Below are 14,086 nucleotides of genomic sequence, written 5' to 3' on the forward strand. Positions count from 1 at the left end.
TATAGCGCTCTGATGTTTAGCAGGAATGCCGGATGAGAGATGCAGCGGAGGCGAGGACGGATGTGGCGTCGCCGCGCGTCCGGCACCTTCTGGCGTCCGCTCGCGCACAGTTTGTCGAGCGCGGGTTTGACGCGGTCAGCATCGATGCGATCGCACGCACGGCGGGTGTGAGCAAGGAAACCATCTACCGCCATTTCGCGGATAAGGAGGCGCTGTTCCGCGCGGCTCTGGACGAACAGGGGGCCAAGTTCGTCGCCCGCGCCGCTGCCGTCCATGAAAGCGCGGCGAGCGGCGGTTCGGAACTGGCGGGTCTTGCCCGCGCCATACTCGATTCCGCATTGGATCAGGGCATGTTTAGTGCCCTGTGGGTCGCGGCGGGCGTGGCGCACAAGATGCCCGACCTCGCATCAGCACTGCAAAATGGGCAGGGCATGCGCTTAGAACCTGTGCGGCAGGCGCTCGAAAATTATGCGCGGGAAAAAGGCGTCGATCGCCCCGTGCCTTTGGAAGTGGCGCTGGATTTCGGATCATTGGCGGTTGAAGGACCGGTGGTACTGATGGGCTTTCCTGCTGCGCCGCCCGAAGCGCGCCACCGGATCGCGCACCACGCCGCGGCTCTGTTCGCCCAGGGCATAGGCAGCGCCACGGCGCCCGGCCTGCCGTGGCCCGATCCGATGCCGTCCGCCGAGGCCGAGCCATTCGAAGAGCCGCCATCCCATATCCGCACGCTGCTCGACGTCGCTGGGCGTCATTTCCTGGCGCAGGGATATGAAGGCGCCAATCTGCACCTGATCGGCGAGGAGGCGCGGGTTGGGCGCGGCACCCTCTATCGCCATTTTTCCAGCAAGGCGGGCCTGTTCACAGCCGCCATGCGGGCACTGGTGCAGGAGTGCGCGCGCGCAGCAGTCCCCCCTGCGCTGCCCGAAGGCCAGGCTGACGTGGACGCGCTGGCGGCTTATGTCGAAGCGGCCTTGGCGATCCTTGCGTCCGCCACTTCGATCCAGTTGCATCGCGTCGTCATCAGCCAGTCTCGCCGCGATGCTGCGTTGGCGCGCCATGTCTATATCGCCCTGCGCGCGCCCTGGGTGTCGGAGCTGGCTCGCTGGCTGAACAGCCTTGGCATGGGGCAAGAAGCAGACTGGCACGCGCGCCAGTTGCTGGTGCTCGCTTTGCGCGGCAACCGCCTGTTCGCAGGCGGGCATCCGGTTTCCGCGCAGGAAAGGCGGCGTTATGCGCAGCGCGCCGCAGCCATTTTCCTGCATGGCTTTATCAGCCAGCTTTGAATAGCTGGGTTCAGCCCGGAAAGCCGGTAAAGCCGGTCATGCCGCCATCGACGACCAGTTCCGTGCCGGTGATGTAACGCGCCTCGTCGGAACAGAGGAACAAGGTGGCATGCGCGATGTCCCAGGCGTCGCCCATGCGGCCCATCGGTACCTGAGCATGGCGCTTTGCCACCATCCCTTCAAAGTCGCCCTTGTTGTAGCGCTGGGCCAAGCGCTCCACCAAAGGGGTGAACATCAGGCCGGGAACGACGCAGTTCAGCCGCACGCCCTTCGCCGCATAGGCTACGGCCGTCACCTTCGTGAACTGGATGAGCCCTGCCTTGGCCGCGGCATAGCCGACCTGGTCCTTGCCCGCCCAGCGCAGCCCCGCGATCGACGACACATTGACGATCGCGCCCGACCCTTGTTCGGTCATGATCGGCAGGACGGCCTTGCTGGTCAGGAAGGCGCTGGTGAGATTGAGGTCAAGCTGCTGCTTCCAGACCGCTTCCTCCATCGTTTCGGGCGTGCCCGGTTCCGACTGGCCGACATTGTTGATGAGAATGTCTAGGCGGCCGAAGCGGGCAACGCAGTCGGCGACCAGCGCATTGACCTGCGCGGAATCGGTTACGTCGCCTGCCGCGGCGTATAGGATATTGCCTTCGCCAGCGACGATCTCCTTCGTCGCCTCGGCGGCTTCCAGATTGCGGTCCACGCCATAGACCGTCGCCCCCTGCCGCGCGAGAAGGGTAGCGATCGCCTTGCCATTGCCCCAGCCGGGAGCCTGGCTACCGCAGCCAGTCACGATCGCGACGCGTCCGTCCAGTCTCAACATCCCTCACACTCCGTTTTGCGTAGCGATTCACCCTTGCCCCGCGCTGATGGCATCGTCATTGCGGCGTGGCAACTTTTCGGATGGAGAGAGCGGAATGAGCAATGCGCCCCGCATTATGATGATCAGCGCCCTGGCACAGTCGCCGGGTCCAGCCATGGCGGCCATGCGCGAAGAATGGCCTGAAGCCGCTGTCCATAATCTGATCGATGACTCGCTCGCATCGGACTTCGCTACCATCGGCGAAATCAGCCCGGCGATCTATGATCGGTTCCAGGCTCTTGGGCGTTACGCCGCCGGGGCCAATGACGGGCAGGCCGAGACGGCAGGCATCCTCTTCACCTGCTCCGCTTTCCGCCCCGCCATCGAACGGGTGAAGGCAAACCTTTCCATACCCGTAGTGACGCCCAACGAAGGCGCGTTCGATGAGGTGCTGGCGCTCTGCAAGGGGAAAGAAGGCGGCGGGCGTGTGGGCCTCCTCTTGACCTTCCAGGGGTCTGTCGCCCCCCTAGAGGGCGAAATCCATGCGATGGCCGATGCTGTCGGTCAAACGCGGCCAGTAATCATACCGGCGGTCGCGACCGGCGCGCTGGAAGCGTTGCAGGCAGGTGATGGGGACGAGCATGACCGGCTTAGCGTAGCCGCTGCGGAGGCATTGCCGCCGGTGGACGTCATCGTGGTAGGACAATTCTCGATGGCGCGCGCTGCTCCGCTGGTGCGGCAGATCCGGTCCGAACCGGTGCTGACTACACCGCAGATGGCGGCGCGCAAGTTGCGGCGGCTGGTCGAAGAGACGCGTTGACTGGGTAGGGGCGGAATATCTTCCGACCCCTTCCTTTGATTAGACAGCCAATGTTTCGGAACGCGCCGGAACGATCAACGGATCGCCCATCCGTTCAAAAGCCGACAGAAAGTTGCCGCCCATGAACAAATCTTGGCGGCGTGCTGGCAAGCGGTCGGCATGTTTGTCGAAAAATTCGCGATAATGGCCTGACGGGTCGGCAAAGCCCTCAAAGTGCGGGAAGTCGGAGGAGAACATCAGCATCTCCTCCGGCAGTTGTTCCATGATCAGGTCGAGCGGATTATCGCTGCCGCAATTGAGCGGCGTACCGCGAACATTGCGGCGAACATAGTCGCTGGGCCTCATGGGATATTTCCACTGACCCAGGAACAGTTCGGCCGTGGGCGTGGCGCGTTCGTCTATGTCATTGAGGACGAAAGGCATCCAGCCGATACCAAGTTCTGCGATCGTGACAGTCAGCGTAGGATGCCGCTCGAACAGTCCCGAAAAGACCATCGCGTTGATGTTCATCATCGCCGTCACATGGCGGAACCCGCCGCCAAACTGGCGGAGCAAGGTAGGATCGGCCGCCATGTTTGACCAGCCCGGATCGAAGGACATGCGCTCAAAACCTGTGTGCAGCATGGCGATCATGCCGCTGTCGGTCACGGCGCGCCAAAACGGGTCCCAATCCGGATGGACGATGGACCTGCCGGCGACCGGCGCGCCGGGGATCAGGACAATCCGGCTGCCGCGTCGGCGCATGCGTTTGAGTTCGGCGATCGCCCAGTCCAGATCTTCATAATCGAGCGCGGTCACCGGCAACAGCCGCCCGCCCCCTTCGTCGCACGTGTCGGCCAGCCAGTCATTGGCGGTGCGGATGGTTTCCTGCCGCAGCGAGGGATCATCAATGAAAGTCTGATAAGTAATGCCCGACAGGCAAATGACATTCTGCAGGTCGATGCCCTGGCTATCCATCCATTTGAGGCGCGCCTTGGTGTTGGCGACCTCCATCTGGTTCTTGCCTTCAAATTCGGCGCGTCGCCCTTTTTCATCCGCCTTTTCCTTGGCGAACAGGGTGAGGAGGCCAGGGGGCGTTAGTTCCTCCATGGAAGGGCGGCGGTCGTCGGGAATGGACCGCACCAGATCACCGCAGATCACCTTTACCGCCAGAGCGCCGCCATCGAGCTTAGGAAGCCGCTTCGCCAAATCAGGATAATTGGCCAGCCATTCAGGTCCCGGTTCGAAATGCGCATCGACATCGATTACCAGAGTCATCGCTCTCTCCTTGCTGATCCGCATTTGCCAGACGGATTTCAGACCGTGGAAGATTTACGCATCTCTCTGTGCATCGTCCATCCGCCTACCCGGAAATTGCAATATTGCGGGCCGCATCGCTCGTGGCGCAGCGTGATCGCGGCTAAGCTGACTTTGCTGATACACTGTGTGTTGTTAATTCCTGCTTGCCTCTGGCTTCTACGCATTTCAGAAACGAGGAGTGCGAAGCATGGCAGAATAGAAAATCCGAGTCGGGGTCGACTGCGAAAATGAGTAACGGGTGCAGCATTGTCCTTTTATACAGCCCGGCTGGATAGCAGGATCCTGCGCGCCGCCAAACCGCATGTGCAGCTTTTGAAAGAGCAAAGCGAAGTTCGCCTGGGCGAGGATGGATGATCAAAAGCTTTCCCCATTTCGGCATATATGTCGCTGACATCGCGCTTTCGACGCGCTTCTACATTGAGGGACTCGGCTTTGAAGCGCAGGAAAATGGGCGCACCGACGTGCCAGGGCCCCTGCTGGAAATGCCGGGCGCGATGGTCCGCACCCAGTTCATCCGGCATGAGCAGGGCATGCGGATGGAGTTGTGGACTGTGGAGGACCGGCCGCCTGCTGGCGGCGCGGATCCCCGCCCAGCCAATCTGCCCGGCCGCCCCCATCTTTGCTTCGTGGTTGACGATCTGGAACAAGTGGCTGCGCGCGTAGTCGAATTTGGCGGATCGAGGCTGGACGGGACCCTGTCCGACCTTGGCTATGGAAAACTCATCTTCTGCGCTGACCCGGACGGGACGCGCATAGAACTGGTCCAGATCACGAGCGGTTGGACCGGCTACGACCAGCAACAAGGCTGACGACAAGCCCTCCGCCCTTGCCCGGCGCAAACAGGAGACACGTGAATGAATGGGATGACTGGAGCAGCCGCTGTCGGGGACGTGACCGGCGGACCTTCAGGGCAGGGCCGGATGATGGTGGCCCGAGCCTTCCTGGCGCAGAATGTGGCGGTGGGCTGCGCCTTTGGCGGCTTCGGCGTGTCCGTTCTGCCGCTGCAGCAACTTTACGGCGCCAGCAGGGGCACGACGACATTGTCGCTCGCTTTGTGCGTGCTGGTGCTGGGCCTTGTCAGTCCACTCATTGGCGCGTTGATCGGCCGCATTGGTCTGCGCTGGACGATGACGATCGGCACGGCAATTTCCGGCGCGGGCTATGCGCTGCTGGCCATCGCGCCGAGCATGCCTGTTGTGCTGCTGCTTTACGCACTGCCGATCGGCGTCGGCCTCGCGATGTTCGGCCCCTTTCCTGCCAGCGTACTCGCCAGTAATTGGTTTCGGCGCAATCCTGGCACGGCGTTAGGCATAGCGAATACGCCGCTGTTCGTTGCCTTGTTGCCGATGGTTGGGTTGATTGTGATCCGCGACCATGGCCTTGGCGCCTTCTATCTGACTCTGGCGGCTTTGCACGTGGCGCTGCTGCCTGTCATGCTGGGAGTTTCGGACGCGCCAGCTGAAGCGGGGCAGCAATTGGGCCATGGGCATGGCCATGGCGGCGGTGCGATGATGTCCGCCCGCGCGCTGCTGCGCCGTCCAGCCTTCTGGGTAATAAGCCTGGGAGCCGGTTACCTTAGCGCCGTGGGCATTACGGCTGTTTCGCACCTCGTCGCCTTTGTGGCTGAGCGGGGCGTGGCGGCGAGCGAGGCTGCTGGCCTGCTCTCTATCATGGGCGGCGCGGCGGTGATCGGTTCGCTCGTCATCGGCTTTCTCTGTGGTCGCCTGGGCGCGCCATTTTCGCTCGGGCTGATTGCTGCCGGATTGGCGCTCAGTTGGCTGGCGCTGCTCAGCACGAGATCCTTCCCCCTCATGGCTTTGGCATCGCTGATGCTGGGCGCTGGCGGGGCAGGCGTGTTCCCGGCCGTCAACATGCTGTCCGCTCGCCTGTTCGGTCAGGATTCGCTGCCTCGGGTCATCGGTCTTTTCGGCGTGGTGACGCTGCCGCTTACCTTCTTTCTACCGCCGCTCGCGGGCGTGCTGCGCGACATAATCGGCGGCTATGGGCCTGTGGCGATGATGCTCATTGGCGGCTGTGTCATCATAGCGCTGCTGTTTTTCGGCATGGCGCGCGCTGGTCGCCAGGTACAGGCCCCCGCAGTTTGATCTCCCGAAAAGAAAGGGAAATTCATGACCTATCAGATTGATGCAGACGGTTCGGTACAACTGGGTAATGCGGTCGTGCCTGTGCCGCGGACGGTCAGTGCAGAGGCGCAGACGTTTCTGGCTACCCCGCCTTGGGCTGAGCCGCCCGTTCCGGACGCGGAACGCCTGCCTATGTGGGCGTTGCGGCCCTTCGTCGATGAACAGATGAAATTGGGCGGTGAAGCAGCGCTGCAGCAATATCCGGTCGAGGTGCAGGAAATCGAGATCGCCGGGGTGCGGTGCCACCTCGTCAAGCCTCACGATATTCCGGAGGAAAATAAGGGCCTGACCTTGATGAACCTGCATGGCGGGGGCTTCGTTATGGGCTCTGGATCTCTGATCGAAGCCATTCCGGTCGCGCATCAGGCCAAGGTGGCGGTAGTCGCCGTCGATTACCGCCTGGCGCCCGAACATCCCTATCCAGCGGCAGTCGATGATGCGGTCGCCGTTTATCGATCGATGCTGGACCATCATCGCCCTGATCAGATCGGCATTTACGGCTCATCGGCCGGCGGTTTCCTGACCGGCCAGACGATCATGCGGCTGGAACGTGAGGGGCTGCCGCTGCCGGCTTGCTGCGGAATCTTCACCGCTGGCGGGGATTTGAGCGACCTCGGCGACACGGCGAAAATCTTCACGCTGATGGGCTTTTGGGGCGACCTGATCCTGCCGACCGATCATGAGATCAGCGAAATTCGGGCGTATCTGGGCGGCGCGGACCCGAAAACCCCGGAGGTTTCTCCCATCCATGGGGATCTGTCGCGTTTCCCGCCAACGCTGCTCATGAGCGGCACGCGGGACGCCGTGCTCAGCGCCACGGCCAGTTTCCACCGCGCCCTGCGCCGTGCTGGCGCGGAGGCTGATCTGTTCGTGTTCGAAGCCATGCCGCACGCGCATTGGTACATGACCCATCTTCCCGAAGCGCAGGAAGCGATCGAGGTGATGAGCGACTACTTCCTGCGCCATTTGCGGTCCAAGCGTTGAACCGGCGGGGAGACCGGCCCCTACCGGTCTCCCTGCGCTGCGGGTTTCATCTGGTTCAGAAATTGAACGATCCGCGCTTCGGCTATGCCTATGCCCCGAGCGCAGAAAAGGATCGCGTCGCGCAAGGTGCGATTGTCATCCTCATCATAGGGGATGGCAATCCGCTCATGGCAGCGCGCCATCATCATCATTGTGCTGATATTTTCCATGAACGCCGCGGCGTTGGTGGCCGAGATTATCTCACCGCTGATGCCCCCATCAGCGCGTGCCGCTTCCAATGCTTCTTCAAGGTTAGGAAGCGTGAGGCGCAGCGCTCGGCGATAAACCAGGCGCGCATAACCCCCGTCGCCCGCCAGGCTGCCCACGACCATGCGCATCCCTTCCGCGTTGGATGCGCCCATTCCCTGCATGGCATGACTGATCGTGCGGCGGAGAATTTCAAGAAGACCTTCGGTACTGGGGGCGGCCTGACCGTAAGACTGGAAGGTTGCGTTCTGATCGGCGATCACTTCCCGCAACACCGCGCGATAAATGTGCGTCTTAGTGGGGAAATGCCGGAATAGCAGCGCTTCGGAAATGCCCGCAGTGCGGGCGATCTGCTGAGTGCGGGCTCCTTCCAGCCCGTGCCGGGCAAAGACCGCTTTCGCTGCGGCAATGATTGAGGCGCGGCGGCCGGCGCTGGAAAGGCGAGTGGCGGACATCGGCTGGAATATCACTCCGGGGAAATGCAGAGGCGGACTACTCGTTGTCAGGCGAGCGTTCCGGGAATGGTGGGGCGCAGCTTAGGCATTTACGCTGGAGAAACAAGGCAATCACATGCGCGTATGGGTGGCGATCCTGCCGTGCTATCTCATGATTCCCCCCGCCCAAACCCTCGTTCGAGGGCCTCGATGAAACGGTTGATCAACTGTTTTTGCCGCTCGATCATCTCGGGAGACAGCGGGTCCATCCCTGACAAGTTCCGCGCTAGAGGGGCCGCCCAGAAATAGCCGAACATGAGATTGAAGATCGCTATGATCTGAAGGATTAGATCCTCCGGCGCCGGTTCGAATTCGGCCGCGCGCGTGATCCGCCGCCCATAGTCGGCGAGCCGGTCAACCCAGGCCATGCCGATATCGTCCCGATGCGAGGGTGGTGACAGCAGGGACCGGATGAGCAGCATCGGGACGTTGGGATGCCGCGCCAGCACATCTACCAGCCGACCCCCGAGAGTGCGGAAGGATGCCTCCTGCGGTGACCGGGCGATGGTTGCATCCATCTCGTCCGCCAGTGGCTGCAGCGCCCGCTGGAGAACGCGATGATAGAGCGCATCCTTGCTTTCGAAATGTTTGTAAAGGCCGGGCTGCTGAATATTGGCGGCGGCGGCGATGTCGCGCAGCGATGTCGCTTCATAGCCCTGCTGCGCGAACAAGAGTTCAGCTGTGTCGAGCAGCCTATCGGTTGTCCTTTGCCCCTTGGTTGTCCGGGCAAGGGATAGTTCGCTAACGGGTTTTTGCGCGATGCTGGTCATGGCCGCACTTTAGCGGGGCGCGCAAACTTTGACTATCTTTAGTTATCGATCGATAACTAGACCCATTAATGGTCGGATCGGAGGTAATTGCTCCACATATCCGGAACCAAGCCGATGGCATTCATAAGCCGTCGCTTCCTACGCCATGATCCCCAAGCGCAGAAGCGCAAGGGGAGGTGCAAAGGCACGATGCAGCGAGCGGGTAAACCGCCGATCGAGCTTTATACCCCCTCTTTAAACAAAATTCAAATCTCATTCGAAAATGAGGAGGAGACGGGATGGATAATTTAAAAAGGGGTTATGCCGTATCGCTGTTGGCGAGTGCTGCATTTCTTGGAGCCATGGGTCCCGCGCAAGCGCAGACCGCTCCGCAGGCCGAACCCGCGCAGGGCGCGCAGATCAGCGATATCATCGTGACAGCACAGCGGCGCGAAGAACGCGCGCAGGATGTGCCGATCGTCATCAGTGCCTTCTCGCCCGAAAAGCTGCGGGAACTGAACATCACCGAACCGCAGAAGCTTTACGGCAACGTCCCCTCGCTGGTGGTGGGTACCCAGGGTCAGGCGAGCCGTGATGTGCAGAGCTTCTCCATTCGTGGGCAGTCGACCGGCTTTCTCGCGCTGCCTTCGGTGGCGACTTACCTGAACGAAGTGCCGCTGGTCGCATCGATCAGCCTCAGCCTTCAAGGCGGCCCGGGTCAGTTCGTCGATCTTGAAAATGTGCAGGTGCTTTCCGGTCCGCAGGGCACTCTGTTTGGCCGTAATACGACCGGTGGCGCTGTGCTGCTTTCGGCACACAAGCCTTCGACCGACCATGTAGAAGGCTATATTCAGGGCGCCTATGGCAATTATGACCTGGTGAATATCGAGGGCGCGCTCAATGTGCCGATCATCCAAGACAAGCTCGCCATCCGCGTCGCTGGCGCCTATTATGACCGGACCGGCTACACCCAAGACATTGTCTGGGACAAGGATCGCGATAATCAGCATTGGTACACCGGCCGCGTGAGCATCCTTGCGACGCCGACCGATCGGCTGTCGAACAACCTGATGGTCTATGGATCAAAGTCGCGCAACAATGGCGCGGGTTATATCAATCGCGGCTTCCGTATTCCCAGTCTGGTCACCGGCAACTGCGGTACGCCCCAATGTATCGCGATCTACAATCGCCAGACCGAGATTTCACAGCAGATCGGTCCGCGCAAGACGCGCAACGACGCCGACAGCTATTCCAACATCGACGCCTGGGGCGCGATCAACACCACTGACCTTGAATTGACCGACGAGTTGAAGCTGCGCAATATTGTCAGCTATCAGAAGCTGAAGTCCGATTATGGCAATGACAATGACGGTACGCCGCTGCAGGGGTATCAGATCAGTCAGAACGCCAATTTCCCGGACTTCCCCGTTCCGGGTTTGACGGACGAGTTCGGGATCCCCGTCGCGGGTTATAATAATGAGGTCCGGGTGGCGCACCCTCGTGATTATCTGAAGCAGATCACCGAGGAACTACAGCTTCAGGGGAATATGCTGGACAATCACCTGACCTATACCGTCGGTGGTTTCTACATCGACACCAAGCCGGCAGGTCTGTGGGAATCCGCAGCGGTGCAGTTCTGCTCCCCCATCAATACCGGCAATCCTGTTACTTGCGCTGGATCGCGTGGCAGAGCGGGCGTCACGAACAAGTCGAAGGCGCTCTACGGGCAAGGCACGCTGGATTTCGGTGCGTTCTCCGCAGCGTTGGAAAATCTGCGCTTCACGGCGGGCTACCGCTATACCTGGGACACGGTGAAGGGCTTCTCGGCGTCCTGGTCACCGCTGGCGAACGGCACCGTCCGTTGCTCAGTCGATAATACGATCCGGGCCACGGGCGATGATTGCCGCTTTGACGCGACACTCAAGACCAAGGCTCCGACCTGGACAGTGGGACTGGATTACAAGCCATTCTCCGGCCTTATGGTTTATGGCAAGGTCACGCGCGGCTATAAGGCCGGCGGCTTCAATTCGGTGGCAGTGAACCCCCAATTCCGTACGTTCGATCCCGAAAAGCTGACCAGCTATGAAGCTGGCTTCAAATCCGATTGGCGCGTGGGTTCGGTGCCGGGCCGTTTGAACGTCACTTATTTCTATTCGGACTATAAGAATATCCAGCGTCCTGGTTCCGACTTCAACCTGACGACCTTCGCTGGCGGCGCCAAGATCCTGTCGGCGAGCGCTACCATTCAGGGCGTCGAGGCAGAAGCGTCGATCCGTCCGTTCGATGGACTGGAGATTGGTGGCACGTTCAGTCACACCGATGCCGATTACAAGAAGTACCAGTTCACTTCGCTCGGTTCGGATCGTACCTGCCTTCCAGGCGGCGGCTTCGCCCGTGTCAACTTCGGCGGCACGGTGGATGCGAGCTGCTTGCCGTTCCAGTTCGTGACGCCGTACATCTACAATATCCATGCAACGGCGAAGCTGCCGATGGGCGAGGATTTGGGCGAGCTGTCCTACCTCATCAGCTATTCGCACTTCTCTAAACAGCATACATCGCCCACGGGTGATCCGTCTTTCGAGCCGGGATCGATGCTGGAAGCCTATGGCCTGCTGAACATGTCGCTCGACTGGCGGAACATTCGCCAGACGGGCCTGGACGCAAGCCTGTTCGTCACCAATGCGACGAACAAGCTGTACCGTGTCGCCAATGCCAACAGCTATAATGGCCTCGGCATCTTCGCATCGCTTTATGGCGAACCGCGCATGTATGGCATCAAGCTGCGCTATAGCTTCGGCGAACGCTGAGTTAGCTGAAACAGAAGAGGGGCCGCCCGGGCGTTCCGGGCGGCCCCTTCTTTGGTACCCGAAGCCTGGTTTAGGCAGCCAGTTCTTCGATCGGTTCGGGCGGGAAGATCACCGGCTTGCCGAGGTCATAGACGCGGATCAGCAGGCGGACGAAGGCGCGATCATTCAGTGGATCGCTCGGTTCCTCAAATGTCTCGCCGCGTGAACGCAGGTCCGCGATCAACATGCCGATGGCGCGCTCCACCGTCAGATCGTCACTATGGTCCATCGAGACCTTAAGTTCGTCATAATCCATGAAAAGCTGCGCCCCCCAATGGACCAGGAAGCGAATTTCCTCGTCGGGGATTTGCTGGATCACGCGGTCCTGGGTGGTGATCTGCCAGCCATCCGCGCCCGCGCCGATCCGGCTTTCATAGGCCAGCTCTTGGGGACGGCGCAGCGCCGACGGCCCATTCGCTTCAGCCGTGTGGTACATCATTTCATTTTCAACGACGACGCCCTTGCCCCACATCGGCGCTTTCAACTGCTTGGGGGCGTTGCGCGGACCATCGGGCCAATAGGTGAAGCTGCCGCCCACCTTGCCGCGATAATACCAGGCGATGACCTGCGCCTTCTTCGCCTGCCAGCGTTTGAACAGGCCGGACTTTGCCATGATGTTCAGCAACCAGACCGGCGCGCTGTCGAGATTGAGACCGCGGAACCGCGTGCCATCTACGTGCGGCGACCCGCCGCCACCGCAGGGGCCTGAAATGTTGAACAGCATGGACTCAGGCTGGGCATATTTGGCGCCATAATAGGCGCGCGCCTTGTCCAGAAAGGACGGATTTGTGTAGCAATCCTCTATCTCTGGATAGAGGCATACTCCTCCGCGCGCGAGGTAGCCGCGGAACACAGGGTTTAGGAACGGCTCCCACGTCAGCGTGCCGTCTTCGGGGATTTCGCCCGAACTGGTGGCGATCACTTCTTCGGGCGTTTTGAAATGATGCGCCAAGATCATCGGCCAGGGGCCATGATCGCGCACTACGCCAATCAGCCGATGATATTGGTCCTCGCTATAGACGCTATCCAATATTTGCGGTTCCGCAATAGGGCGGAACGTGTCTGCCAAGTCTGTTTTCATTTGCCTCTCCTACTTGCCGCCAATTTGACTGTTGACCGGCGGCTTAGTGCTGATCAAAGCATCTCGACGATTTCGATCAGGTGGCCGTCGCTGTCCTTGATGAAAGCCACCTTCACGCCATGCTGGGGCTGGGCATGGGCGGCGCGATAGACGCTGCCGCCTTCTGCCCAGGCCTTTTCGACGGTGGCATCGACATCATCCACCACGAAGCCGAGCGTCACTTCGCCCCGGTCGGGAATGGGGCGATTGGGAAAGCGCTGGATCACCAGAGTCGGGCTGGAATAGCCCGCCTCATCGGCGCCCATGATGATCTCGTCCAGTTCATGCTCGCCTTCCCCCTGCTGGACGCGCGTCTTTTCCACCAGGCCGAAGACGCGATTGTAGAAGCTGTAAAGATTATCGACGTCGGACACGATCAGCTTGGTGAAACTGAAACCCGTGCTGGCGCTCTGTGCCATAAGTTCCTCTCCCTCTTTGCGTATTCCTGATCGCGATTGTTGCACCGGTCATGCAGGCGGGACAAGGAATTTTTGGCATCTATTCCTAAAATACGGAAAGACTGGATCTGTGGCTTGACAAAATGACCGTTTGGCCGGTCATGGCGTAATGGATTCTGACTTGCAGCAATTGGCCGCGCCGGTGCGCGCCGGGCGGGGGCGTCCCGCCAAAATTACGGCAGCGTTGATCGTCGCCAAGGCTCGCGAAATGTTGCTGGTGAAGCAGCCGGAGGAAATCACCTTCGCGATGCTGGGGCGGGAACTGCGCGTGCCCAGTTCATCCATCTATAATTATTTCCCCAACCGCGAAGCCTTGCTCGCCGCCGTCGCTGCGGATGTTTTTGCGAGCTTCCATTTCGACGATCCGGGACCGGACGCACCCTGGCAGCAGCGGCTGCGCGCCTGGCTCGATGAAATCGACCGTTTTTTTGATCGCAATCCAGTGGCGTTCCGGGTGATGGCGACGAACAGCCAGGCATCCTCCGCCTGGATCAACGTCCGTGCGCTGCTGCTGGATGTCCTTCATGGCCTTGGCTATTCGGGGCGGGAGTTGACGCTTCTCCATGCCTGGTTCGAAGGGCAGGTCACGGGCATGTTGTTGATCGAATATCATGCGTCCCTGAACCGCGCGATTGCCGGGGATTTCGAGCTCGACCCGGCATCAGCGGCGAGCGACGCGGAGCGTTGCGATATGGAACGCCGGCACTATTTACCCACCATCAGGCGGGAAGAGATTGTGACAATGGGCTATGACTGCTTGATCGGCGCTCTGGAACGCATGGTGGCGAACCGCGCCGGTACGTGAAGGCATATGCCGTCCCGTTGCGAAGCGCCCTTGACAGTTTCGTGT

13 protein-coding genes are annotated in these 14,086 nt (G+C 60.7%); 7 read left to right on the forward strand and 6 right to left on the reverse strand.

The window, feature by feature from the left end; translation table 11 throughout:
- Positions 1 to 32: 32 nt before the first annotated feature.
- Complete coding sequence (locus EP837_RS16215; protein WP_066530906.1) at positions 33 to 1,283, forward strand: TetR/AcrR family transcriptional regulator; 1,251 nt, start codon at positions 33 to 35, stop codon at positions 1,281 to 1,283.
- 10 nt (positions 1,284 to 1,293) lie between these two features.
- Here the strand turns inward: EP837_RS16215 and EP837_RS16220 are convergent, their stop codons facing one another.
- Complete coding sequence (locus EP837_RS16220; protein WP_066530908.1) at positions 1,294 to 2,097, reverse strand: SDR family NAD(P)-dependent oxidoreductase; 804 nt, start codon at positions 2,095 to 2,097, stop codon at positions 1,294 to 1,296.
- Positions 2,098 to 2,191: 94 nt separating this feature from the next.
- Here EP837_RS16220 and EP837_RS16225 point away from each other — a divergent pair, with 94 nt between their 5' ends.
- Positions 2,192 to 2,896 carry an aspartate/glutamate racemase family protein gene (locus tag EP837_RS16225; RefSeq protein ID WP_066530911.1) on the forward strand — a complete coding sequence of 235 codons (705 nt, stop codon included), beginning with the start codon at positions 2,192 to 2,194 and terminating at the stop codon, positions 2,894 to 2,896.
- A 39-nt stretch (positions 2,897 to 2,935) separates the two neighbouring features.
- Here EP837_RS16225 and EP837_RS16230 read toward each other — a convergent pair whose 3' ends face one another.
- Entirely contained in the window at positions 2,936 to 4,153 is a 1,218-nt protein-coding gene (locus EP837_RS16230) for an amidohydrolase family protein (protein WP_197486356.1), read from the reverse strand.
- A gap of 392 nt (positions 4,154 to 4,545) precedes the next feature.
- On the opposite strand from EP837_RS16230, the gene EP837_RS16235 reads away from it, so the two are divergent.
- Genes EP837_RS16235 through EP837_RS16245 form a run of 3 tightly spaced genes read left to right on the forward strand, consistent with a single transcriptional unit; the run spans position 4,546 to position 7,323 of the window.
- Positions 4,546 to 5,004 carry a VOC family protein gene (locus tag EP837_RS16235; RefSeq protein WP_066530916.1) on the forward strand — a complete coding sequence of 153 codons (459 nt, stop codon included), beginning with the start codon at positions 4,546 to 4,548 and terminating at the stop codon, positions 5,002 to 5,004.
- A gap of 45 nt (positions 5,005 to 5,049) precedes the next feature.
- Positions 5,050 to 6,300, forward strand: coding sequence for an MFS transporter (locus tag EP837_RS16240; RefSeq protein ID WP_225870618.1), 1,251 nt, complete (start codon positions 5,050 to 5,052; stop codon positions 6,298 to 6,300).
- Positions 6,301 to 6,324: 24 nt separating this feature from the next.
- Positions 6,325 to 7,323 carry an alpha/beta hydrolase gene (locus tag EP837_RS16245; RefSeq protein ID WP_066530920.1) on the forward strand — a complete coding sequence of 333 codons (999 nt, stop codon included), beginning with the start codon at positions 6,325 to 6,327 and terminating at the stop codon, positions 7,321 to 7,323.
- Between the two features lie 20 nt (positions 7,324 to 7,343).
- On the opposite strand, the gene EP837_RS16250 is transcribed toward EP837_RS16245, so the two are convergent.
- Complete coding sequence (locus tag EP837_RS16250; protein ID WP_066530922.1) at positions 7,344 to 8,024, reverse strand: TetR/AcrR family transcriptional regulator; 681 nt, start codon at positions 8,022 to 8,024, stop codon at positions 7,344 to 7,346.
- Positions 8,025 to 8,173: 149 nt separating this feature from the next.
- Positions 8,174 to 8,833, reverse strand: coding sequence for a TetR/AcrR family transcriptional regulator (locus tag EP837_RS16255; RefSeq protein ID WP_066530924.1), 660 nt, complete (start codon positions 8,831 to 8,833; stop codon positions 8,174 to 8,176).
- Positions 8,834 to 9,111: 278 nt separating this feature from the next.
- Between EP837_RS16255 and EP837_RS16260 the strand changes: the two genes are divergently transcribed.
- Positions 9,112 to 11,619, forward strand: coding sequence for a TonB-dependent receptor (locus EP837_RS16260; RefSeq protein WP_066530926.1), 2,508 nt, complete (start codon positions 9,112 to 9,114; stop codon positions 11,617 to 11,619).
- Positions 11,620 to 11,689: 70 nt separating this feature from the next.
- Here EP837_RS16260 and EP837_RS16265 read toward each other — a convergent pair whose 3' ends face one another.
- Together EP837_RS16265 and EP837_RS16270 are read right to left on the reverse strand one after the other, a co-directional pair.
- Positions 11,690 to 12,739, reverse strand: a complete 1,050-nt coding sequence (locus EP837_RS16265; protein ID WP_066530928.1) for a hypothetical protein — start codon at positions 12,737 to 12,739, stop codon at positions 11,690 to 11,692.
- A 53-nt stretch (positions 12,740 to 12,792) separates the two neighbouring features.
- Positions 12,793 to 13,197, reverse strand: coding sequence for a VOC family protein (locus tag EP837_RS16270; RefSeq protein ID WP_066530930.1), 405 nt, complete (start codon positions 13,195 to 13,197; stop codon positions 12,793 to 12,795).
- 148 nt (positions 13,198 to 13,345) lie between these two features.
- Between EP837_RS16270 and EP837_RS16275 the strand changes: the two genes are divergently transcribed.
- On the forward strand, positions 13,346 to 14,041 hold the full coding sequence (locus EP837_RS16275) for a TetR/AcrR family transcriptional regulator (protein ID WP_066530932.1): 696 nt from the start codon (positions 13,346 to 13,348) through the stop codon (positions 14,039 to 14,041).
- Positions 14,042 to 14,086: the final 45 nt, after the last annotated feature.

The organism is Sphingobium sp. EP60837 (assembly GCF_001658005.1).
GTDB lineage: Bacteria > Pseudomonadota > Alphaproteobacteria > Sphingomonadales > Sphingomonadaceae > Sphingobium > Sphingobium tyrosinilyticum.

Coding starts and splice junctions, on each gene's coding strand:
- EP837_RS16215 (WP_066530906.1), top strand. CDS start 33: ATGAGAGATGCAGCGGAGGCGAGGACGGATGTGGCGTCGCCGCGCGTC.
- EP837_RS16220 (WP_066530908.1), bottom strand. CDS start 2,097: ATGTTGAGACTGGACGGACGCGTCGCGATCGTGACTGGCTGCGGTAGC.
- EP837_RS16225 (WP_066530911.1), top strand. CDS start 2,192: ATGAGCAATGCGCCCCGCATTATGATGATCAGCGCCCTGGCACAGTCG.
- EP837_RS16230 (WP_197486356.1), bottom strand. CDS start 4,153: ATGACTCTGGTAATCGATGTCGATGCGCATTTCGAACCGGGACCTGAA.
- EP837_RS16235 (WP_066530916.1), top strand. CDS start 4,546: ATGATCAAAAGCTTTCCCCATTTCGGCATATATGTCGCTGACATCGCG.
- EP837_RS16240 (WP_225870618.1), top strand. CDS start 5,050: ATGAATGGGATGACTGGAGCAGCCGCTGTCGGGGACGTGACCGGCGGA.
- EP837_RS16245 (WP_066530920.1), top strand. CDS start 6,325: ATGACCTATCAGATTGATGCAGACGGTTCGGTACAACTGGGTAATGCG.
- EP837_RS16250 (WP_066530922.1), bottom strand. CDS start 8,024: ATGTCCGCCACTCGCCTTTCCAGCGCCGGCCGCCGCGCCTCAATCATT.
- EP837_RS16255 (WP_066530924.1), bottom strand. CDS start 8,833: ATGACCAGCATCGCGCAAAAACCCGTTAGCGAACTATCCCTTGCCCGG.
- EP837_RS16260 (WP_066530926.1), top strand. CDS start 9,112: ATGGATAATTTAAAAAGGGGTTATGCCGTATCGCTGTTGGCGAGTGCT.
- EP837_RS16265 (WP_066530928.1), bottom strand. CDS start 12,739: ATGAAAACAGACTTGGCAGACACGTTCCGCCCTATTGCGGAACCGCAA.
- EP837_RS16270 (WP_066530930.1), bottom strand. CDS start 13,197: ATGGCACAGAGCGCCAGCACGGGTTTCAGTTTCACCAAGCTGATCGTG.
- EP837_RS16275 (WP_066530932.1), top strand. CDS start 13,346: ATGGATTCTGACTTGCAGCAATTGGCCGCGCCGGTGCGCGCCGGGCGG.